Here is a 21,028-nt window from a genome sequence, read left to right as displayed (position 1 = left end):
ATCATCAGGTAGAAATAAAAAAAGGTAGGGCTGTAGGGGTCATAGCAAGTCGTTTTAGTCGTTAAAAATTAATAAGTGTAAATTTGACAAATATTAATTTATTCAGTTCGACTAAAAATTCCGATATTTCAACAAATAGTACCAATTTTCAAAAGAAGCATTCCCAGCTCTATTGAAATCAATTAAACCTTCAACAAGTAACTATTGCGTTATTTACGAGCCATATGTGTTTCATCCATGCTGTTGCTGTTTCATTTTCAGCTGTTTGCGCAACCCTACTATTTCAAGCGCTACCAGGTGGAGAATGGACTTTCTCACAACAGCGTCATCTGTGCATTACAGGATAAAAGAGGTTTCATGTGGTTTGGTACAAAAGACGGTTTGAACCGTTTTGATGGTTATGCTTTTAAAACGTTTAGAAAAAATGTAAACGATAGCAACAGCATCGGCAACAACTTTATACAATCACTCTACGAGGATAAACAAGGACGCTTATATGTTGGTACCGACAAAGGTTTGTATCAATACATTGACAAAACAGAAGAGTTTAAACTTTTACCTTCCACAAAAGAGCATAGTGTTTTTAAACTTACTGGTGACACAAAAGGCAATCTATGGTTTATCTCCGGCTTTGCAGTTTGCAAATACGCTTTGGCAAATAATGCACTTGATTATTTTGATCATCCCACATTCTTTATTGCAAGTGCAGTGTGCGCAACTCCACAGGGAGATGTATGGGTGGGAACAGCTACAGGTGAATTAAAAAAATATAATGCGGCCAATCGTTCTTTCTCTAATATCCCGTTGTTTAAAAATACAGATGCTACAAAATACAAGTATATTGAAACCATCGTGCAAACCAACAACGGGCAACTATTGGCCGGCACGAATAACGCTGATGTGAAATTGATAGATCCGGTAAAAAAAACATACATCGACTTACCTCTCACTTTAAACCGTGAAACAAACTTTTACGTAAAAAGGATTCTGCAAGTTTCAGCAAATGAATTCTGGTTGGGCACAGCAGCGGGCATTTTTGTTTACGATCTGCAAACCGGTAAAGGCATACAATTGGAAAAAAATTATAACAGTCCTTACTCTCTTTCCGACAATGCAATTGAAACAATGTGCAGTGATAAAGAAGGGGGAATATGGGTGGGCACTTATTTTGGCGGCATTAACTATCATCCAAAACAAACAACTCCATTTACAAAATTTACTCCGGCAGGGAACGAACACACACTTAGCGGTAATGTAGTACGAGAGATAAAACAGAGTAGCGAGGGTCATTTATGGATCGGTACCGAAGATGCGGGGCTTAACAAATACAATCCACTTACCGGTGCAATTACACATTATGCAGCAACTGGAAAGCCAGGCAGCCTTTCGTTTTTTAATCTGCATGGTTTAGAAATTTCTGGTAACGAATTATGGATCGGCACTTTTGAACATGGATTAGATGTAATGGATATTCGCACGGGAAAAGTTGTCAAACATTTCCAGGTAGGTAACGGAAGTGTTTTATCGAGCAATTTTATTTATTGTGTTTATGCTATCAATCATGATAGCATTTTAATAGGAACAACACTGGGTATTTACAGGTATGATCGAAAAGCTGATCAATTAAAAAGAGTAGAAGGTTTTCCAGAATGGGATTGGTACACAAGTATATTGAAAGATGATAGTGGTACTATTTGGGCTACAACATTTGGAAGAGGAATTCATTTTTATAACCCGGCTACACGCAAGGGTGGCACAATTCTTCATAAGGAAAATGATGTCAATAGCCTGAGCAGCGACCGTATAAATTCTGTTTTCAAAGACAGTAAAAATAACTTATGGTTTACAACGGAAGATGGCTTATGCAAATGGAACAGGCAGACAAAGAATTTTACCCGCTATGGAACGTCGAACGGATTCCCCAGCAATTTTATGTTCTCCATTCTTGAGTCTTTTGCAGGCGAACTCTGGATCAGCACAACCAAAGGTCTTGTGCGGTTTATTCCAACAACAGGAAAAGCCGATGTTTTTACAACTGCCAATGGATTGATCAGTGATCAATTTAATTACAGTTCAGCATTTAAAGATGGAGATGGACGTATGTATTTTGGCAGCACAAAAGGATTAATTAGCTTTCATCCAAAAGATTTCCGACAATCTACCTTCTCCCCTCCCGTTTTTATTACAAACTTTGAAATTTCGAACCAGGAGATAGGCATAGGAAAAAAAGGCTCACCACTAAACGCATCTATTATTTATACAGATACAATTGTACTGACGCATAATCAATCGACATTTAGTATTGATTTTGCAGCGCTAGCCTATACGGCAACAGAAACTATTCAGTATGCTTATCAAATGGAAGAACTCGGGAACAATTGGGTATCACTGAAGAAAAACAGGCGGCTCGATTTTGCCGAGCTGCATTCGGGAACTTATCATTTAAGAATAAGGGCACTTGATAGTTATGGTAATGCAAGTCCGTTTGAAAAAAAATTATTGATTCGTATTTTACCACCATGGTGGTTGAGCAGCTATGCTTATATCTGCTATTTTATTCTTTCCCTTCTGCTCGTTTATTTTATCATTCGTTACTACATCAACAGAACCGAAGAACAGAATAAACGAAAATTTGAAAAACTTGAAGTTGCCAAGGAAAGAGAAATGATGGAGATGCAATTAACGAAGAACAAAGAATTGCTGGATGCAAAAATTGATTTTTTTACCAACGTTGCACATGAAATTAAAACACCGCTCACCCTAATCAAAGTTCCACTTTCAAAAATTACAAGAAACGCCGAAGCACTTCCAGAATTTGACCGCAGTTTGAAAATAATGAATCGTAATACTAACCGACTTATTGAACTTACCAATCAATTATTAGATTTCAGGCAAACGGAAATCGAAAAATTCCATCTTTCTTTTGTCAAAACGAATGTTACCCAACTGGTAGAAGATGCATGCAATGATTTTTCTGATCTTGCGGAAGAATACGGCCTCTCTTTTACAACTACCATACCCAAAGATCAATTGCTTGCAAACATTGATGTGGATGCATTCAACAAGATCATTAATAATCTTATCAGCAACGCCATCAAATTTGCGCATAGCAAAGCCAGCGTTGAACTACTGTCGCAATACAAAAACGAGCAGTCTTTTACTATTCTTGTAAAAAATGATGGGTACCTTATTCCGGGCGAATTAAAAGAAAAAATATTCGAGCCCTTTTATCGCATTCCGGAAACAGAAGCGCAAACAGGTTCGGGAATAGGTTTGGCATTAGCCTTGTCACTTACACAATTGCATAATGGTGAGCTCGTGCTTGAATCGCCAATAAACGATATGAATTGCTTTTCGCTCACGTTACCGTTTAATATCTCTGAAGTATAAGTAAGTCAGCCATTGATCAACAAACAACAAACAATGAAACCAAGAATTCTTTTAGTGGAAGATAATAAGGAGCTACTGGAAGTAATTGCTGACGAATTGGATGAGCATTACGAGGTGTTGACAGCTATTAATGGAGCTGAAGCATTGAAACTTCTGTCGGCCAAATCGATTCAATTGGTGATAAGCGATGTGATGATGCCGGTAATGGACGGTTTTGAATTGTGCACAGAAATAAAATCAAACTTTGAATACAGTCATATCCCTGTTATATTACTTACTGCCAAAAATACACTGCAGGCAAAAATTGAGGGTCTTAGTCTTGGTGCGGATGCCTATATAGAAAAACCATTTGAAACCGAATACCTGCAGGCGCACGTTGCAAGCCTGCTGAATAATAGAAACAAGTTGAGAGATTATTTTGTCAATACTCCGTTTGCGCACCTCAAAACAATTGCCCACAACAAATCGGATGAGGTATTTTTTGAAAAACTAAATCATCTTATTCAGGCAAATATTGAAGACCATACACTGGATGTTGATAAACTGGCCAAGTTGATGAATATGGGTCGCACAAGTTTGTTTCGCAAAATCAAATCGGTTACTGAGCTTACTCCTAATGAACTGATCAATCTTACCCGTTTAAAAAAAGCCGCTGAACTTCTTACCAGCGGTGAATATAAAATTTATGAAGTAGCAGATATGGTTGGCTTCGGATCACAAACAAATTTTGGCAGAATCTTTCTTAAACAGTTTGGAATGACGCCAACAGAGTACCAGAAAAATAAACAAGTCAACAAAACCGATGATGACAGTAAAACAAAATAAGAAGTAGGTTCATCGATATTGATAAAAACAAAAGGCAATCAATTTCTTGATTGCCTTTTTTCAGTCGGGAGGACAGGATTCGAACCTGCGACCCCCTGGTCCCAAACCAGGTATTCTACCGGGCTGAACTACCTCCCGCCGTGTTCAACTTCCCCAAAGGGGTTGCAAAAATAGTTGTAAGCTGCTAAAGTGCCAAAAGAAATCCCGGATTCTTGAAGAAATCCGGGATCAAATGAGTTGGTCGGGGTTTTGGGTATAATTACATTGCAGCTAACTGAACTTTTTGCTGCAGTTCCAGTACGCTTTCTTTAAACATACTGTCGGTATCCATCAGATCTTTTACAGTTTGGCAAGAGTGAATCACGGTTGTATGATCTCTTCCGCCGAAATGTTCACCGATTGTTTTGAGTGAATTCTTTGTAAATGTCTTTGCCAGGTACATTGTTATCTGGCGGGCCTGCACTATTTCACGCTTGCGTGTTTTTTGTAACAGTTTTTCGTAAGGCACATCAAAGTAATCGCACACCATCTTTTGAATGGCGTCGATAGTAATTTCTTTAGATGATGTTTTAACGAAGTTCTTAAGCACTTTTTTAGCAAGATCAAGATCGATCTCTTTTTTATTCAGCGAGGATTGTGCCAATAATGAAATTAATGCACCTTCAAGCTCACGAATATTGGTATTGATGTTATAAGCAATATACTTTACCACATCTTTATGCATTTCCAAACCATCGTTCTTCATCTTCTTTTCCAGGATCTCAATGCGTGTTTCGTAGTCAGGCATTTGAAGATCGGCACTAAGGCCCCAGCGGAAACGGCTGAGCAAACGTTCCTGCACACCTTCAAGATCCTTCGGTGGTTTGTCTGATGACAGGATCAACTGTTTACCACTTTGATGGAGATGATTGAAAATGGCGAAGAAAGCATCCTGCGATTTTTCAGCACGGTTGAAGAACTGAACATCATCAATGATCAAAACATCAACTAACTGATAAAAATGGATGAAATCGTTGATAGCATTATTTCGGCTATGATCAACAAACTGGTTAATGAATTTTTCTGAGCTTACATATAGCACCACTTTATTAGGATGCTGACGTTTTACTTCATTACCTACAGCTTGTGCTAAATGCGTTTTGCCTAAACCAACACCACCATAAATTACAAGTGGATTGAAAGAAGTTGCCCCGGGCTTGTCAGCAACTGTTTTACCGGCTCTGCGTGCAACACGGTTACAATCACCTTCAATAAAAGCATCAAATGTATAGTTGGGATTCAGCTGCGGATCGATCTGCACCTTTTTCAAGCCCGGTATTACAAACGGGTTCTTGACGGGGTTACTTATCACTAGCGGAAAATCCATTTCGTTATTTGTATATGTTTTATATCCGTGGCCCGGAACATCCATAGTGATGGGTTGGTTATTATTATTACCACTATCCATCATGATGCGATATTCCAGATTAGCATCTTTACCTAATTCACGTTTCAATGTTTTTCCAAGCAATGTAACATAGTGTTCTTCCAGATATTCAAAAAAGAATTGGCTGGGTACTTGAATGGTAAGGATCTTATTTTTTAATTCCACAGGTTTGATTGGTTCAAACCATGTTTTGAAATGTTGCCACTCTACTATATCCTTAATAATGGTTAAACAACTTTTCCAAACTTGATCAGCCGTTTTCGTCATTGTTCCAAAAGCAGTTTATATAATGAGTTAATAATGTTCCTGTTTGTCTCTTTGGCAATTTTTCATAATGAAAATATCATGAAAAAACTTGAGGGGGAAGGCGAATATCAACACTTTTTGTGGAAAAAAAAATTTTTTATTCCCCTGTTTTTTTACCTATCAATAACGCTTTTGCTCCCGTCATATTTTTCTTTTTATATCTGAAAAATTCGTAATCCAATCTTCCCAACTGAATACCGGCCCAACCCACCTGATTTACTAAAACATCTTCGCTCTTTTTATTTTTTACTAACACAGGTTCATTTAAGAACGTATGTGTATGGCCACCAATGATCAGGTCAACATCTTCGGTTTCTTTTGCAAGAATGAGATCGCAAATCTTGTTTGCATTTTCACGGTACTGGTATCCCAAATGCGACAAACAGATCACCATATCACAATCCTTTTCACGTTTGAGCATCGATGCAGTTTCATTTAACTTTTGCACAGGATCAAGATATTTGGTGTTACCTGCAAGGTTATCCGGCACCAGTCCTTTCATTTCAATTCCCACGCCAGTAACGCCGATTTTCAATTTTCCTTTCTTAAATATTTTATAAGGTAGTGATTTATTTTCCATGGGTGTTGCAGTAAAATCGTAGTTGCATAATAAAACGGGAAATGTTGCATGCTGAAGTTGCAGTGCAAAATTCTCGAGCCCTGCATCAAAATCATGATTACCCATTGTGCATGCATCATACCCCATCTTTTGCATTGCGATTATTTCCGGTTCACCTTTATATATATTAAAATAAGGAGTACCCTGGAAAATATCACCTGCATCAAGCAAAAGCACATGTTCTTCCTTAGCCCTGATCTCATTAATTAAGTTTGCTCTTGCTGCCACACCGCCCAGCCCCTGGTTACGGCTGCCATCCATTGGAAAAGGATCGAGCCTGCTATGCACATCATTGGTATGTAGAATTACCAGTCGCTGCGAAGTTACTTCTTCAGCCGACGAAAACTTACCTGCCAGCAATGCTGCCGTTGTGAACGAAGTTTGTTGTATAAATTTTCTTCTACTGAGCATTCGTAACCCTGTTTTGAATGGTTGCTGTAATAGATTCCCCTTTTTGAGTAAGTGCCTTCACATACTCTATCAATGCATCTCGGAGCAAAAACCCATTATTAATTTGCGGAATAGTCCGGAGCATATCGCTATTATCGCCACCATTAGCTACATAATCGGAGTTTGCGATTGTATAGGTCATGTTTGGATCAATTGGTTTACCAGCGATCAAAACATTTACGGCTTTCTTATCTTTTATTTGCATGGTAGTACCCGCTACCGGCCATCCTCCCCTGCCAACAATATGATCAAGGAATTGCTGCAATACAGAGCCTTTTATTTTTTGCAGGATAATAATATTATCAAATGGCATCAATTCAAAAATCTTTCCTCTTGTAATAGCGCCGGCCTTTATAACATTTAAACGAATGCCTCCATAATTAATAAATGCAGCATCAACTGTTGTTTGGTAATACTTCTCTGCCATCGCTTTCATAGCATCGGCCATAAAATTTCCAAGATTGCTTTCAGGTTGCCGTTTCTCAAGATCAACAGTCAGTTGCCCCAGCACGGTATTCATACTACCATTTACACTATCGGCATAAGGTTGAAGAAATTTTTGTATGGAGGAATCCTTACGTTGACCATCTACCTGGTAATCGATATACTGAACAGAAGAAGATCTGTAAACAGGGTTGCAGGAAAAAGAAATAAACAATAAAATGATAAGACTATAAGCGGAAGTAAGCTTTCTCATTTGCTTTTTGTAACTATTGAAAGATAACTGTTTTTAGGGCCACAAAAAAAATGTTTTTTGTTGATGAAAGACATAATTTATCAGCACAAAAATTACAATTATCTTTGCCTCAATTCTTGTTTTTAGGTTAACTGCCTGACACACATGCCACAACAAATTTCGCTTCGTTTACTGCCTTCACAAGCATCTGATAGTTCTTCTATCCAGGAACAAATTGCTGCTACAGCAAATGTTCCTTTCTCTTCTGTAAGCGGATTTCATATTCTGAAGCAATCGATTGATGCAAGAAGTAAACAAGCCTGGGTGAATCTCTCCGTTAAAGCTTTTATTAATGAACCTGCACAACAAAGAGATGTTATTGATTTCCATTTTAACAATGTGAGCAACGCTGGTAAACATGTAGTTATTGTTGGTGCTGGACCAGCAGGTTTATTTGCTGCCTTACGTTTGATCGAGTTGGGCATTAAGCCAATTGTAATTGAACGAGGAAAAGATGTACGTGCAAGAAGAAGAGATCTTGCTGAATTAAACAAGCAAGGGGAAGTAAACCCGGAAAGCAATTATTGTTTTGGCGAAGGTGGCGCTGGCACTTACAGTGATGGAAAACTTTATACACGTAGCAGCAAACGTGGAAGTATTGATCGTATTCTTCAATTGTTTGTACGTTTTGGAGCCGAAGAAAAAATTCTTTATCAAAGTCACCCGCATATTGGCACCAATAAGTTGCCGCATATCATTACTGCTATGCGTGAGTTCATTTTAAGTTGCGGCGGCGAAGTTCATTTTGAAACAAAGCTTACCAATTTTATTCTCGACGGAGATTTATTAAAGGGCATCGAAGTTAATCATCATACAACAATTCATGCGGATGCGGTGATCCTTGCAACGGGACATAGTGCAAGGGATATTTTTGAACTGCTGCATCAAAATAAAATTCTGATCGAAGCAAAACCGTTTGCGTTGGGTGTTCGTGTTGAGCATCCACAATCGTTGATCGATTCTATTCAATACCGCTGTCCTGTCCGGGATGAATTTCTTCCGCCTGCTTCTTATAGTTTGGTTGAACAGGTACAAGGCAAAGGTGTGTTTAGTTTTTGTATGTGCCCAGGCGGTATTATAGCACCTGCCGCTACATCACCTGGAGAGTTGGTGGTAAATGGATGGAGCCCATCGAAAAGAAATAATGCATTTGCCAACAGCGGCATGGTAGTAACAATAGAAGTGAACGATGCGGTTGAATATTTTAAAAGACAATACCCAAGCTCCAAAATCCAAACAGATGAAAACGATCCGTTGTTGCTAATGAAATTTCAGCAAACAATCGAACAAAAAGCATTTGATGCAGGCGGTGGTAAATTTGTGGCGCCCGCACAACGCATGGTTGATATGTTCGATTGGAAAACATCTTCTTCACTTCCTGATTCTTCTTATTTGCCCGGGCTTAACAGCGCTGATCTCCGCCAAGTTCTTCCGGCATTTGTATTCGATGATCTTCGGCTTGGGTTTAAAGCATTCGGTCAGAAAATGCGTGGTTATTTTACGAACGAAGCGGTGGTGGTAGCAACTGAATCAAGAACATCATCACCGGTTCGTATTCCCAGAGATAATGAAACACTGCAACATCCGCAAATCAAAGGACTTTATCCATGTGGCGAAGGAGCTGGCTATGCGGGTGGCATTGTGAGTGCAGCAATGGATGGCGAACGCATTGCCAACATCATTGCCTTGCAGGTGAACCGTTCGTCCGATTAAAAAGTTTCTGCAAAATTTTCTATACTACCTTGTAACAAATTGTGCAATCAACACTCTAATACTGCTATATGAGTACCATTTTAGAAGTTCAAAACCTGAAGAAATATTTTTCTTCTCAAAAGGCGGTGGACGATATCAGCTTCACCATCACGCAAGGCTCCATCTTTGGTTTACTTGGACCAAACGGTGCAGGTAAAACAACCTTGATCCGCATGATCACAGGAATTTTTTATCCTGATGCAGGGAATATCACCTTGAACGGGAAAAAATTTGATCCGGTTAATGATGTAATAGATATAGGTTACATGCCTGAAGAAAGAGGCTTATATAAAAAAATGAAAGTTGGCGAACAGGCCATGTACCTTGCCCAGTTGAAAGGCATGAACAAACAGCATGCATTTGCAAAAGTGAAAGAATGGTTTGAAAAATTTGAAATGGAAAGCTGGTGGAATAAAAAAGTGGAAGACCTCTCAAAAGGGATGGGACAAAAACTGCAATTTGTTACCACAGTTCTTCACGAACCCCGGTTAGTAATCCTTGATGAACCGTTTAGTGGATTAGACCCCGTGAATAGTAATCTTATTAAAGATGAAATTTTTAACCTGGCGAAAAAAGGAACTACCATCATATTCAGTACGCATCGTATGGAGCAAGTTGAAGAAATCTGCGATCATATTGTATTGGTGAATAAAGGACAAAAGATTCTTGATGGTTCAGTGAAACAAATAAAGCAACAATTCAAGCAACATATTTTTAATGCAGAATTAAATCGTTTACCGGTCTCATTGCAGCATCCATCGTTCAGTATTGTAAAGCAAGATGGAAACAATCTTACGCTTAAGATCAATGAAGGTTATCAATCTAACGACATTCTTCTGCACTTCATCAACCAGCAAAGTGTGATTGTGGCTTATCATGAAATTCTTCCATCGTTGAATGAAATTTTCATCAGGCTGGTTGAAGGCACACCTACTGCAAGACAATTCCAAACCGTTACTGCTTAATACAATATTATATGAACAAGATATGGATCATTATAAAACGGGAATACATCACAAGGGTTCGCAACAAAACCTTTCTCCTTTCAACATTCCTGTTTCCTTTGCTGATGTTTGCGCTCATGTTTGGCGGAGCTTTTATTGGCGCAAATAGTAAGCAGCAACGTAAAATAGCCGTGGATGATCAAAGCGGCATGTATAAAAATAATTTTAAAGATGGATCTTCGGTGGCATTTGGTTACCCCGATGGAGTAACGAAAAGTAATTATAAAGAAAAAGATTACGAAGGAGTGTTGATCATCTATTCATCAACTCCACAAAAAGCGGACTCAGTTCGCTTATATACCGAGAAGCAATTAGGTCTTTCAACCGATGAAGCTATCAAAAATCAATTGCAGAAAATAAACGAGAACAAAATGCTGATGGAACGTGGTGTAACACGCAGTATTCTCGATTCTATTAAGCAACAAAGCGAAAGTGCATCTTCTCTCAATTATCGTTCATACCAGGTAAAAGGCGATGAAATAAAAGAAGACAATAAAATGCTGGCGCTTGGCATTGGTTATGCAAGTGGCTTTATCATTTATATTGTCTTATTCATCTACGGCACAGCAGTGATGCGTGGTGTAATGGAAGAAAAAACAAACCGTATTGCAGAAGTAATGGTGAGCAGTGTAAAACCATTTCAGTTAATGCTGGGAAAGATCATTGGTATTGCAGCAGTTGGTTTAACGCAATTGTTTCTCTGGATCATACTCATTTTTGTATTATCGTCATTAAGCAGCCTGTTTATTTCACCTGAGGTTTTGGCTGAAGCGCAAAGTATGAATGAAGCAATGCCTTCTATGGCACGAAGCAATACAATGGCATTAAAGGTATTGGAAGCAAAAACTACGTTGGCCAGTGCAAACTGGGGATTGATCATTCCTTGCTTTATCTTTTTCTTTTTGTTTGGCTATTTATTTTATGCATCATTGTTTGCTGCAGTTGGTAGTGTAGTAAATGAAGATCCACAGGAAGCACAATCGCTCATGTTGCCTATTACGTTGCCAATAGTGTTAGGTATTTTTATTATGATCAATGCTATTCAAAACCCGTCAGGCTCACTGGCAGTGTGGGGAAGCATAATTCCGTTTACTTCACCTATTGTAATGATGGCCCGTATACCATTCGGAGTACCATGGTGGCAATTGGCTTTATCAATGGGCTCCATTATACTGGGCTTTTTATTCACCACCTGGCTCAGCGCAAAAATTTATCGTACGGGAATTTTGTTATATGGAAAGAAAGTAACCTTAAAAGAAATGGCCAAATGGGCGTTTCGTAAAGGTTAATCAACATAAGATTGACCGCAAAAAAAATCCCCCGATAAACATCGGGGGATTTTTTATTTAAACTTTAAAAAGAATGAATGGTAATAGGTGCCGTAAACGGCTGATGTATTTCTTCTTCGGCCGGTATCACTTCAAATTCAATTTTTAATAACAACCCTTCTTTCACAAGAATTGCTTCTTTTTTTGTTGCTCGATAACCAACCTTATCAATAACAATGGTGTGCTCACCAACAGGTACATTGCTCAAATTAAATTTACCGTTTGCATCTGTTGTTACTTCTTTTTGAAAAGAAGCTTTACGAATGGAAGCTGTAAACGAAGCGTTGGCAACTGGTTTTTTAGTTTCGGCATCAATTACAACGCCTTGAACAGAACCGGTTTCATTTCCCTTTTCCTCGGCCGCTTGTGCACTAATTGAAACGCCTGTCATGAGAATGGAAGCAAGGAGTAGTTTCTTCATAACAATAGTTTTACGTTGATGATAAGACTCTAAAGTTACAGAACTTATAACACATCTTTCATCAATTTTATGACAAACGAACCTGTTAAAATGTTCTGAAAATCTGGCTTTGAATTCAAATCTACGAATTAAATCGTAAGTTAGCTAAAATATTTGTTATGCCTTATCACCCTTCTAACTTCAAACGATTTTTACTTGTTGTTTTCCTTGGCGGTTGTTTTTTATGGAACAAAAAAGACAGCTTCGGTGGCATGCTATGTAACAACTCTGCATCGCCGGGCGCATTGGTGGAGTCTGGCCCGGTACCTATGCTGCATGATGTTCCAATGATGCCGGATTTTTCCCCAACTGAAGAAGTACTTTTGCCGAAACAGCAAGAATTAATTGAGCAAAAACTTCAACTACGAGATAATTTGCTAAGGGAATTAATGGAAAAACGAAACCACTTAAAAATTGATTAAGCTGAACCAAGAGGATTGTTCAAAGCTACGTTGAACTCTTTCCAGATGTTTTCGGTAATTGTGGCCGCAGGTAAAATGTCGTCGAGCAAGGCGCTCACCTGCCCAATTTCGAGTTCGCCTTCGTTGAGGTTGCCTTCAAACATTCCCCGTTTTGATCTTGCCCGGCCAAGAATTTGTTGCATTTCTTCTTTCGTAACGCCACGTTGCTCAGCTTGCTGTACCTGTTTGTAAAAATCATTTTTGATCATTCGAACAGGCGCCAGTTGCTTTAATGTTAGAACGGTATCGCCTTCATTGCTGTTGATCACAGCCTGTTTAAAGTTGATATGACTGCTTGCTTCTTCACTTGCCACATAGCGGCTGCCCATCTGCACACCTTCTGCACCGAGTACCATTGCTGCCAACATTTGCTTACCGGTTGCAATTCCACCTGCAGCGATAACAGGGATATGAACCGCTTTTTTTACAGCTGGAATTAACACCATTGTTGTTGTTTCTTCCCGACCATTATGACCTCCGGCTTCAAAGCCTTCAGCTACTACTGCATCGCATCCCGCCTCCTGCGCTTTTAGTGCAAACTTGCTGCTGCTCACTACATGCACGACTGTAATTCCTTTTCCCTTTAAAAGTGCTGTCCATGTTTTTGGATTGCCGGCACTGGTGAAAACAATTTTCACTTCTTCTTCTATAATAATGTTGATGAGCTGATCGATGTCGGGATAAAGTAAGGGCACATTCACAGCAAAAGGTTTTGCTGTAGCTGTTTTGCATTTTTGAATATGTTCACGCAAAACATCGGGATACATGCTGCCGCTACCAATAATACCCAATCCACCTGCATTACTTACGGCACTGGCTAAACGCCAGCCGCTTGCCCAGATCATACCTGCCTGTATGATTGGCTTTTCGATGTTAAAGAGTTGTGTAATGCGGTTGGAAAACATAATCAGCAAATTTGCTTATTATCTTATCAGGCGATTGGGACTATCCAAGATCAATCTCTGTGTTATCACCAATATTTAAACTTCTTGTTTCGCCTTTTACCTCGGTATCACTGCCAATGAGTGATTCTTCCAGAACTATATCAAACAGATCGGCATAAGAACCAATGATCGATTCTTTAATGATGGAGTAATTGATGGTTGTATTATCGCCCACAGAAACATTTGGGCCAATAATGGAATTGCGCACTTCACAGTTTTTGCCAATGCTCACCGGTTCAACCAAAATCACATTTTCGAAACGATGATCTGGTGAAATAGAAGTACCAAATTTCTTCAGCAGAGTAGCATTCGATTCAAGTAACGAATCTTTATTTCCACAATCGAACCAATTCAATACTTTGAACGATTGAAAAGGTTCGCCTTTTTCAATCATGCATTGCAAAGCATCAGTCAAACTATATTCATCCCTGTTCTTGACACCTTCACGATAGTTTGCTTCCAGGCAATCGTACATCATAGCAGAATTACTGATCTTGTAAATACCAACCAGCGCCATGTTGCTTTTCGGAATCTGCGGTTTTTCTACCACTTTCATGATCTTTCCTTCTTCATCAACTTCAGCAACTCCAAAATTGCGTGGATCATCTACCTTCTTTACCGCAAGCATCGATTTACTGTTGCTCAACACATCCTTGATATTGTATTCGCAAATAGTATCGCCCAGAACAATAATCACTTCATCATTTTGCACTGCATTTTTTGTCAGCATAATTGCATGACCAAGTCCCTGGCGTTCGCTTTGATTTACGAATATGCTGTGAATGGTTGGGAAAGTTTCTTTAACGTAGTCCTGGATCTTTTCACCAAGGTAACCTGTAATAAAAATGAATTCGTTTACCCCAGCATCCTGTAATTGTTCAACTATAATGCTCAACACAGTTTTACCTGCAATGGGTATGAGCGCTTTGGGTTGCGTATATGTATGTGGCCGCAGTTTAGTACCTGCGCCTGCCACCGGAATGATTGCTTTCATTTGTTCGTTTCTATTGTCTCATTTGCCACGGCAGCCCATTTTCGTTTACAGAAAACAAACTATCGTAAGCGTGGTCTCGAATCGAAGCGGCTAAAGTAGCACATTTTGAATTAATCGTTAGCCCCGCATCTTTAAATTCTGTTCATAAAAAACAACGCTAAAGTTCTTTATACAATTGCAACGGGCTTATTTTTGCCCCGCCAAACAGAACTAGTTGAGTGATATGTTACAGATCGATGTAACTTCCTTCATTTCCAAGGACTGTGAAGCAGCAACACTTCATAAAACGAACAAACCACTCATGCAAAGGGACACAACCATCTTCAATCTTATCAACCAGGAATTACAACGTCAACGTCATGGTATCGAGCTTATTGCTTCTGAAAATTTTACCTCACTACAGGTGATGCAGGCAATGGGTAGCGTACTTACTAATAAATACGCAGAGGGATATCCCGGTCGTCGATATTACGGAGGTTGTGAAATTGTGGATCAAACTGAACAGTTAGCAATTGATCGTTTAAAAGAGATCTTTAATTGTGAATATGCTAACGTACAACCCCATAGTGGTGCGCAGGCAAATGCAGCAGTTTTAAGCGCTATTCTTCAGCCCGGTGATGATATTCTTGGTCTTGATTTGAGCATGGGTGGTCACTTAACACATGGTTCGGCTGTAAACTTCAGCGGTAAACTATACAAACCACATTTCTATGGTGTGGTAAAAGAAACAGGTATTGTTGACTACGAGATGCTTGAAAAGAAAGCACGTGAAGTAAAACCTAAAGTGATCATTTGCGGTGCAAGTGCGTATAGCCGTGATTGGGATTATGTACGCATTCGCAAAGTAGCTGATGAAATCGGTGCTTTTGTTTGGTGCGATATGGCACACCCGGCAGGTTTAATTGCCAAAGGATTGTTGAGTTCTCCATTTGAGCATTGCCATTTTGTAACGTCAACTACGCATAAAACATTACGTGGACCACGTGGGGGAATTATCCTCATGTATAAAGATTTTGAAAATCCATTTGGTTTGAAAGATGTAAAAGGTAATACCCGAATGATGAGTAACCTGCTTGATCTTGCAGTATTCCCTGGTCAGCAAGGCGGACCGCTTGAACATGTGATTGCTGCAAAAGCAGTTTCATTTGGTGAAATTTTGAGCGATGAGTTCACTACCTACGCAAAACAAGTGCAGGTAAATGCCCAGGCAATGGCCGCATCATTTGTAAAAAGAGAATACCAGTTGATTTCAAACGGTACCGATAACCATTTAATGTTGATCGATCTTCGTAATAAAAACATCAGCGGAAAAAAAGCAGAAGGCGTTTTAGGAAAAGCTGATATTACCACAAATAAAAACATGGTGCCTTTTGATGATAAGAGTGCTTTTGTTACAAGTGGCATACGTACGGGCGTTGCTGCAATTACCACACGTGGTATGAAAGAAGAGCACATGGATTTTGTGGTAGATGTTATTGACCGTAGTTTGATGAATGCCGATGATGAGGCAATTCTCGCAGGCATTCGCAAAGAAGTAAATGCATTTATGGAACAGTTTCCACTTTATCCCGAATTGGGATAATTTCGTTTCATTAAACTTAATTTATGATTCAACGTATACAGTCCATTTGGTTATTACTCGCAGCAGTTGCTTCATTTGTTTCATTGAAGCTGACGTTTTACAGTGGCTATAAAGACAATAACCTTTTTGAAGAATTAAAAGGAAGCTCAGATTTCCTTTTGATGATAGTAAGTGTTGCTGTTGGTTTGTTGGCATTGATCACTATCTTTTTGTATAAGAACCGCAAGCTTCAGATACAATTAACGTGGCTGGGAATTGTATTGCAGGCTGTTGTTCTCCTGCTTTATTTTCAGCAAACCAAAACGTATGTTCAGGGAAATTTCACGTTAACATCTGTCGTAAGTTTTATCATTCCTTTGTTTTTTATTCTGGCCTGGTTGGGTGTACGAAAAGACGAGAAGCTTATTAAAAGCATGGACCGCCTGCGCTAAAACGATCATCCTTAATTAAAATTAATTAAAGCCCAACTGTTTAAACAGTTGGGCTTTTTGTTTCATATAATATCAACATCAGCAACAGAAATCGTATTTCTACTGATTCAAAAAGCACTATTACCCTTATTTAGAACACAGAGTATCTTCTATTGTTTTAATAAGTGCTTACCCTTATTTTTGAGTACCCAAATCCCAACCCTTATGAAACCCATTTTCATAACTCTTCTTTGCTTTGCAGCCTTAATGAAGGCCAAAGCAACTACAAAAACAGCCATTGCCAATACTGGTCAAGGTTGGAATGTAGCAAGTAACTGGTCAAGCTCAGGAGTTCCTCAAAATGGCGATACAGTAGTTATTCCCGCAGGTGATACTATTTCAGTAAAGACCAATATTTACAATTCTCTTCCAAACATTGTTATAAAAGTTTACGGTACACTTCTGTTCACTTCGGGAGGAAAGCTTGAGCTCGGTATTGCTGCAAAAATATTTGTTTACACAGGTGGATTTATTTCCGGTTCGAGTCCGTCGGAGGTCATCAAAATAAATGGTGTATCTAAATATAAGGGTAATACGGATGGAACAATTGTAGGCCCTGCCTATTCAGACATTTTATCGGGTGCATCGCCGGCAGGGTTTGCATTAAATATTTTGCCGGTTAAATTTCAATCGTTCACTGCAAAAACTACTGGTCGCAAACAAGCAACTTTCAACTGGATAGTTAGTGACGAAAGCCAGGTACTGTCTTATGCTTTGGAAAAAAGCATCGATAATCGCAGTTGGAAAACAATAAGAATACAAAATGCCAAAACTCATCAACAAACCAATATCTATTCTGATTTGGATAGCCTTTTAACAAACGGCATTTCCTATTATCGTGTAAAAGCCGAAGGTTATACAGGGGAACATTTTTATTCGAACACCGAGAAAATAGAGGATTATTCAACTAAAGGATTCACAATTTATCCCAACCCTGTTTCTTCACGTTTACGTTTGCAAGTTGATCCAACACAATTGCAGGGAGGAGTTACAGTTTCTTTATTCAATTCAAATGCTGTTCGTGCTGAGCAATTTCATTTTGAAAATACTTCAGCCGGTAATCTTGAAATGAACATCAGTCATCTTGCAAAGGGAACTTACAGAGTTGTACTTATTGATGCAAAAGGAACAAGACAAGATCAAACAGTAATCATTTACTAAGCAATATATTTTCCTGTTCGGCTATTTTTTGCTTTCCTCATTTCTGAAGGCAAACCCGTGTAAACAATTTCGCCACCGCCATCACCAGCTTCGGGACCTAGATCTATCACCCAATCAGCACGCTTAATTACATCAGTATTATGCTCAATCACTAAAACAGAATGTCCTTTCTCGATCAATGCATGAAAGCTCTTGAGCAATTTATTGATATCATGAAAATGCAAACCCGTTGTTGGTTCGTCAAAAATGAATAGAATATTTCCCTGTCCGTTGCCTCGGCCTAAAAACGATGCGAGCTTTACACGCTGGGCTTCACCGCCACTCAATGTATCACTGCTTTGGCCAAGCTTTACATAGCCTAATCCAACATCGCTCAATGGCATGAGTTTTTTTACGAGATCTTTTTCAGCTCTGAAAAAATCAATCGCTTCATCAACACTCATCTCAAGTACGTCAAAAATATTTTTATCGTTGTACTTTACATCAAGCACTTCATCTTTAAAACGTTTACCTCCGCATACTTCGCAGGTTAAATGTACATCTGCAAGAAACTGCATTTCTACTACCTGTTCGCCTTCGCCTTTACATGCATCACATCTTCCACCATCAACATTAAATGAAAAATGTTTTGGTTGAAAGCCTCTTATTTTACTCAATGGCTGACTGGAATACAAATCCCTAATTTCATCATAAGCTTTTATATAGGTAACAGGGTTACTCCTGCTGCTTTTACCAATCGGGTTTTGATCAACCATTTCAATTTGTGCAATGGAATCAATATCGCCGGTTATTTGTTTGTGCATACCCGGACGGTCGCCAAATTCACCTTTCAACTTACTTAACGCAGGGTAAAGAATATTTTTAACCAATGTTGTTTTACCACTACCACTCACACCACTCACCACACACAATACATTCAGAGGAAACTCAACAGTAATGTTTTTCAAATTGTGCTGACGGGCACCTTCAACTTTAATACTCCTGTTCCATTTACGTGGTTTTCCAAAATTCTGTATCTCGAGTGCACCACTCAGGTATTTACCTGTCAAACTTTTTTTATTGTTGATAATGGAATCGTAATCGCCTTCCGCAATTACTTCACCACCAAGGTGACTTGCCAATGGCCCCATATCTATAATATGATCTGCTTCACGCATCATCATTTCATCATGCTCCACCACCACAACCGTATTACCAAGATTACGTAACTCTTTTAATACCGTGATTAGATTAGCTGTATCTCTCGGATGTAAACCAATAGATGGTTCATCAAGAATATATAATGAGTCGGTAAGATTACTCCCCAATGAACGTGTCAATTGTATACGCTGGCTTTCGCCACCACTTAAACTATTTGCAAGACGGTTAAGTGTAAGATAACCAAGCCCCACATGAAGTAAGGTTTGCACACGATTGTTGATCTCAATTAAAATGCGCTTAGCCACAGTTTGATCATATTCGCTCAGCTTCAATTCATCGAACCACACTTTTAATTCTTTCGTGGGCATTTCGCAAAGCTCACCAATATGTTTGCCTGCAATTTTAATGTACAAAGCTTCTTTACGTAAACGATAGCCCCCACAATCAGTGCACTGTGTACGTCCACGGTAGCGGCTTAATAATACACGGTATTGCACTTTATATAAATTCTGTTCAACCTCTCTGAAGAAATCATCAATACCCATTGCATTACCAACACCTTTCCATAGTTGATCGTATTGTTGCTTTGTAAGATCAATAATTGGTTTATGAACAGGAAATCCTGTTTTTGCTGTTGCCTTAATAAATTGCTCTCTCCATAAGCCTAACTTCTCTCCTTTCCATGGAGCAACAGCGCCTTCATACACACTTAAACTTTTATCCGGAATTACAAGATCTTCATCAATACCTAACACCTGGCTAAAACCTTCGCATACCGGACATGCACCATATGGATTGTTAAAGGAAAATAAATTTGGAACCGGCTCTTCAAACCTGATACCATCTAGTTCGAATTTGTTTGAAAACTGCAACAGTTCTTTTCCATCAATTTCAACAAAGACCTCTCCTTCACCTTCGAAAAAAGCAGTATTCGCACTATCGCCGATGCGATGTATTTCATCCTCATCAAAATCCCGTGCCACTAAACGATCGACCAACACATAAATAACCGTCTTTGTATTTTTCGTGATGAACTGTGCGTTCAACTCTTTTTCGCTTTGCTCCAGCAAGTCTTCAATACTAAGTGTTTCGCCTGTTTCTGTTTTTGCCTTACCTGTTTCATTTTTTTTATAAACCCTGGTAAATCCTTTTTGCAAAAGAATATTCAACTCTTCTTTTATACTACGTTTTGCATGAATAGGAAAATGCACCAACAACAATATCTTCGCTCCTTCCTTACATTTCTGAATGGCTTTTACCACATCGGCCACATCGTCTTTTTTTACTTCACTACCACTTACAGGGGAAATAGTTTTACCGACCCGAGCAAACAAGAGTCGCAGATAATCATAGATCTCTGTCATACTCCCTACTGTACTTCTCGGCGTACGGGTAATTACTTTCTGCTCAATAGCGATAGCGGGACACAATCCTTTGATGTAATCGACATCCGGCTTATTCATCCTGTTGAGAAACTGGCGGGCGTAAGCACTTAAACTCTCTGCATAACGACGCTGGCCTTCAGCGTACAAAGTATCAATAGTTAAAGAAGACTTTCCACTTCCAGATACACCTGTTACCACGATCAGTTTGTTGCGTGGAATTTGCACCGATACATTCCGCAGGTTATGAACCCTTGCACCTTTTATATATATATCATCTTTCTTTAAGGGAGCCGAAAGATCGATCTGCTTTTTTTTTGCCGCTGTAGCCATAGAAAAACAAATTTAACTGATAAACAGATGGCAGGAAGAGTTTTGCTAAAATTTTGTGCATAGCCGATAGAGGGTTCTGAGAAAATGTTCGAGACTGGCTGTCCTGCTTCTACTACAGCGCAGGGAAAATACTATTAGAACGCTGCGGGGTAATACGTTAAATAATTCTGAATGTTGGAAAGTTGAATTATTTCTGTTATTTTTATTCTGAAATTCAATATTCAAATAAGAAACCCAAATTTCTTCGCCTATAGCTTCAAACTTC

At 39.0% G+C, this 21,028-nt stretch carries 16 protein-coding genes and 1 tRNA gene; 9 read left to right on the top strand and 8 right to left on the bottom strand.

What is annotated here, in order from left to right:
• Window positions 1-204 precede the first annotated feature (204 nt).
• Entirely contained in the window at window positions 205-3,390 is a 3,186-nt protein-coding gene (locus ACO1QW_RS16430; protein ID WP_486260403.1) for a ligand-binding sensor domain-containing protein, read from the top strand.
• 33 nt (window positions 3,391-3,423) lie between these two features.
• Window positions 3,424-4,215, top strand: coding sequence for a response regulator transcription factor (locus tag ACO1QW_RS16425; RefSeq protein WP_486260401.1), 792 nt, complete (start codon window positions 3,424-3,426; stop codon window positions 4,213-4,215).
• A 64-nt stretch (window positions 4,216-4,279) separates the two neighbouring features.
• On the opposite strand, the gene ACO1QW_RS16420 is transcribed toward ACO1QW_RS16425, so the two are convergent.
• The 4 genes from ACO1QW_RS16420 to ACO1QW_RS16405 all read right to left on the bottom strand — a co-directional run bounded on the left by ACO1QW_RS16420 (window position 4,280) and on the right by ACO1QW_RS16405 (window position 7,713).
• Window positions 4,280-4,353: transfer RNA gene (locus ACO1QW_RS16420), tRNA-Pro, on the bottom strand.
• 121 nt (window positions 4,354-4,474) lie between these two features.
• Window positions 4,475-5,908 (bottom strand): chromosomal replication initiator protein DnaA, encoded by a 1,434-nt coding sequence (dnaA, locus tag ACO1QW_RS16415; protein ID WP_486260399.1) that lies wholly within the window; start codon window positions 5,906-5,908, stop codon window positions 4,475-4,477.
• Between the two features lie 136 nt (window positions 5,909-6,044).
• Complete coding sequence (locus ACO1QW_RS16410) at window positions 6,045-6,977, bottom strand: bifunctional metallophosphatase/5'-nucleotidase (RefSeq protein ID WP_486260398.1); 933 nt, start codon at window positions 6,975-6,977, stop codon at window positions 6,045-6,047.
• A complete protein-coding gene (locus ACO1QW_RS16405; RefSeq protein ID WP_486260396.1) occupies window positions 6,967-7,713 on the bottom strand; it encodes a 5'-nucleotidase C-terminal domain-containing protein in 747 nt (248 codons plus the stop codon). The genes ACO1QW_RS16410 and ACO1QW_RS16405 overlap by 11 nt, the downstream gene beginning before the upstream one ends.
• A 144-nt stretch (window positions 7,714-7,857) precedes the next feature.
• Here ACO1QW_RS16405 and ACO1QW_RS16400 point away from each other — a divergent pair, with 144 nt between their 5' ends.
• From ACO1QW_RS16400 to ACO1QW_RS16390, 3 genes are all read left to right on the top strand, one after another.
• On the top strand, window positions 7,858-9,465 hold the full coding sequence (locus ACO1QW_RS16400) for an NAD(P)/FAD-dependent oxidoreductase (protein WP_486260394.1): 1,608 nt from the start codon (window positions 7,858-7,860) through the stop codon (window positions 9,463-9,465).
• Window positions 9,466-9,533: 68 nt separating this feature from the next.
• On the top strand, window positions 9,534-10,469 hold the full coding sequence (locus ACO1QW_RS16395) for an ABC transporter ATP-binding protein (protein WP_486260392.1): 936 nt from the start codon (window positions 9,534-9,536) through the stop codon (window positions 10,467-10,469).
• A gap of 11 nt (window positions 10,470-10,480) precedes the next feature.
• On the top strand, window positions 10,481-11,797 hold the full coding sequence (locus tag ACO1QW_RS16390) for an ABC transporter permease (protein WP_486260390.1): 1,317 nt from the start codon (window positions 10,481-10,483) through the stop codon (window positions 11,795-11,797).
• Window positions 11,798-11,861: 64 nt separating this feature from the next.
• Here ACO1QW_RS16390 and ACO1QW_RS16385 read toward each other — a convergent pair whose 3' ends face one another.
• Window positions 11,862-12,257: a carboxypeptidase-like regulatory domain-containing protein gene (locus tag ACO1QW_RS16385; RefSeq protein WP_486260388.1), complete on the bottom strand. Its 396-nt coding sequence runs from the start codon at window positions 12,255-12,257 to the stop codon at window positions 11,862-11,864.
• Window positions 12,258-12,415: 158 nt separating this feature from the next.
• Between ACO1QW_RS16385 and ACO1QW_RS16380 the strand changes: the two genes are divergently transcribed.
• Entirely contained in the window at window positions 12,416-12,718 is a 303-nt protein-coding gene (locus ACO1QW_RS16380) for a hypothetical protein (RefSeq protein WP_486260386.1), read from the top strand.
• Here ACO1QW_RS16380 and ACO1QW_RS16375 read toward each other — a convergent pair.
• Window positions 12,715-13,662 carry an NAD(P)H-dependent flavin oxidoreductase gene (locus ACO1QW_RS16375; protein WP_486260385.1) on the bottom strand — a complete coding sequence of 316 codons (948 nt, stop codon included), beginning with the start codon at window positions 13,660-13,662 and terminating at the stop codon, window positions 12,715-12,717. The two genes, ACO1QW_RS16380 and ACO1QW_RS16375, sit on opposite strands and share 4 nt — an antisense overlap.
• Window positions 13,663-13,702: 40 nt before the next feature.
• Entirely contained in the window at window positions 13,703-14,695 is a 993-nt protein-coding gene (locus ACO1QW_RS16370) for a sugar phosphate nucleotidyltransferase (protein ID WP_486260383.1), read from the bottom strand.
• 301 nt (window positions 14,696-14,996) lie between these two features.
• Here ACO1QW_RS16370 and glyA point away from each other — a divergent pair, with 301 nt between their 5' ends.
• The 3 genes from glyA (at window position 14,997) to ACO1QW_RS16355 (ending at window position 17,908) form a co-directional block, all read left to right on the top strand.
• Window positions 14,997-16,277 (top strand): serine hydroxymethyltransferase, encoded by a 1,281-nt coding sequence (gene glyA / locus ACO1QW_RS16365; RefSeq protein ID WP_486260381.1) that lies wholly within the window; start codon window positions 14,997-14,999, stop codon window positions 16,275-16,277.
• A gap of 23 nt (window positions 16,278-16,300) precedes the next feature.
• A complete protein-coding gene (locus tag ACO1QW_RS16360) occupies window positions 16,301-16,708 on the top strand; it encodes a DUF4293 domain-containing protein (protein ID WP_486260380.1) in 408 nt (135 codons plus the stop codon).
• A 204-nt stretch (window positions 16,709-16,912) separates the two neighbouring features.
• On the top strand, window positions 16,913-17,908 hold the full coding sequence (locus ACO1QW_RS16355; RefSeq protein ID WP_486260378.1) for a G8 domain-containing protein: 996 nt from the start codon (window positions 16,913-16,915) through the stop codon (window positions 17,906-17,908).
• Here ACO1QW_RS16355 and uvrA read toward each other — a convergent pair.
• Entirely contained in the window at window positions 17,905-20,763 is a 2,859-nt protein-coding gene (uvrA, locus tag ACO1QW_RS16350) for an excinuclease ABC subunit UvrA (protein WP_486260376.1), read from the bottom strand. The two genes, ACO1QW_RS16355 and uvrA, sit on opposite strands and share 4 nt — an antisense overlap.
• Between the last annotated feature and the right edge of the window lie 265 nt (window positions 20,764-21,028).

It is taken from the genome of Lacibacter sp., from assembly GCF_057361365.1.
Note: the sequence above shows the minus strand (reverse complement) of the source record. Positions and strands in the feature narration are given on the sequence as shown.

Excerpts from the sequence above, each read along its gene's own strand:
- ACO1QW_RS16425 (WP_486260401.1), top strand. The coding sequence starts at position 3,424 with ATGAAACCAAGAATTCTTTTAGTGGAAGATAATAAGGAGCTACTGGAA.
- dnaA (WP_486260399.1), bottom strand. The coding sequence starts at position 5,908 with ATGACGAAAACGGCTGATCAAGTTTGGAAAAGTTGTTTAACCATTATT.
- ACO1QW_RS16410 (WP_486260398.1), bottom strand. The coding sequence starts at position 6,977 with ATGCTCAGTAGAAGAAAATTTATACAACAAACTTCGTTCACAACGGCA.
- ACO1QW_RS16405 (WP_486260396.1), bottom strand. The coding sequence starts at position 7,713 with ATGAGAAAGCTTACTTCCGCTTATAGTCTTATCATTTTATTGTTTATT.
- ACO1QW_RS16400 (WP_486260394.1), top strand. The coding sequence starts at position 7,858 with ATGCCACAACAAATTTCGCTTCGTTTACTGCCTTCACAAGCATCTGAT.
- ACO1QW_RS16395 (WP_486260392.1), top strand. The coding sequence starts at position 9,534 with ATGAGTACCATTTTAGAAGTTCAAAACCTGAAGAAATATTTTTCTTCT.
- ACO1QW_RS16390 (WP_486260390.1), top strand. The coding sequence starts at position 10,481 with ATGAACAAGATATGGATCATTATAAAACGGGAATACATCACAAGGGTT.
- ACO1QW_RS16385 (WP_486260388.1), bottom strand. The coding sequence starts at position 12,257 with ATGAAGAAACTACTCCTTGCTTCCATTCTCATGACAGGCGTTTCAATT.
- ACO1QW_RS16380 (WP_486260386.1), top strand. The coding sequence starts at position 12,416 with ATGCCTTATCACCCTTCTAACTTCAAACGATTTTTACTTGTTGTTTTC.
- ACO1QW_RS16375 (WP_486260385.1), bottom strand. The coding sequence starts at position 13,662 with ATGTTTTCCAACCGCATTACACAACTCTTTAACATCGAAAAGCCAATC.
- ACO1QW_RS16370 (WP_486260383.1), bottom strand. The coding sequence starts at position 14,695 with ATGAAAGCAATCATTCCGGTGGCAGGCGCAGGTACTAAACTGCGGCCA.
- glyA (WP_486260381.1), top strand. The coding sequence starts at position 14,997 with ATGCAAAGGGACACAACCATCTTCAATCTTATCAACCAGGAATTACAA.
- ACO1QW_RS16360 (WP_486260380.1), top strand. The coding sequence starts at position 16,301 with ATGATTCAACGTATACAGTCCATTTGGTTATTACTCGCAGCAGTTGCT.
- ACO1QW_RS16355 (WP_486260378.1), top strand. The coding sequence starts at position 16,913 with ATGAAACCCATTTTCATAACTCTTCTTTGCTTTGCAGCCTTAATGAAG.
- uvrA (WP_486260376.1), bottom strand. The coding sequence starts at position 20,763 with ATGGCTACAGCGGCAAAAAAAAAGCAGATCGATCTTTCGGCTCCCTTA.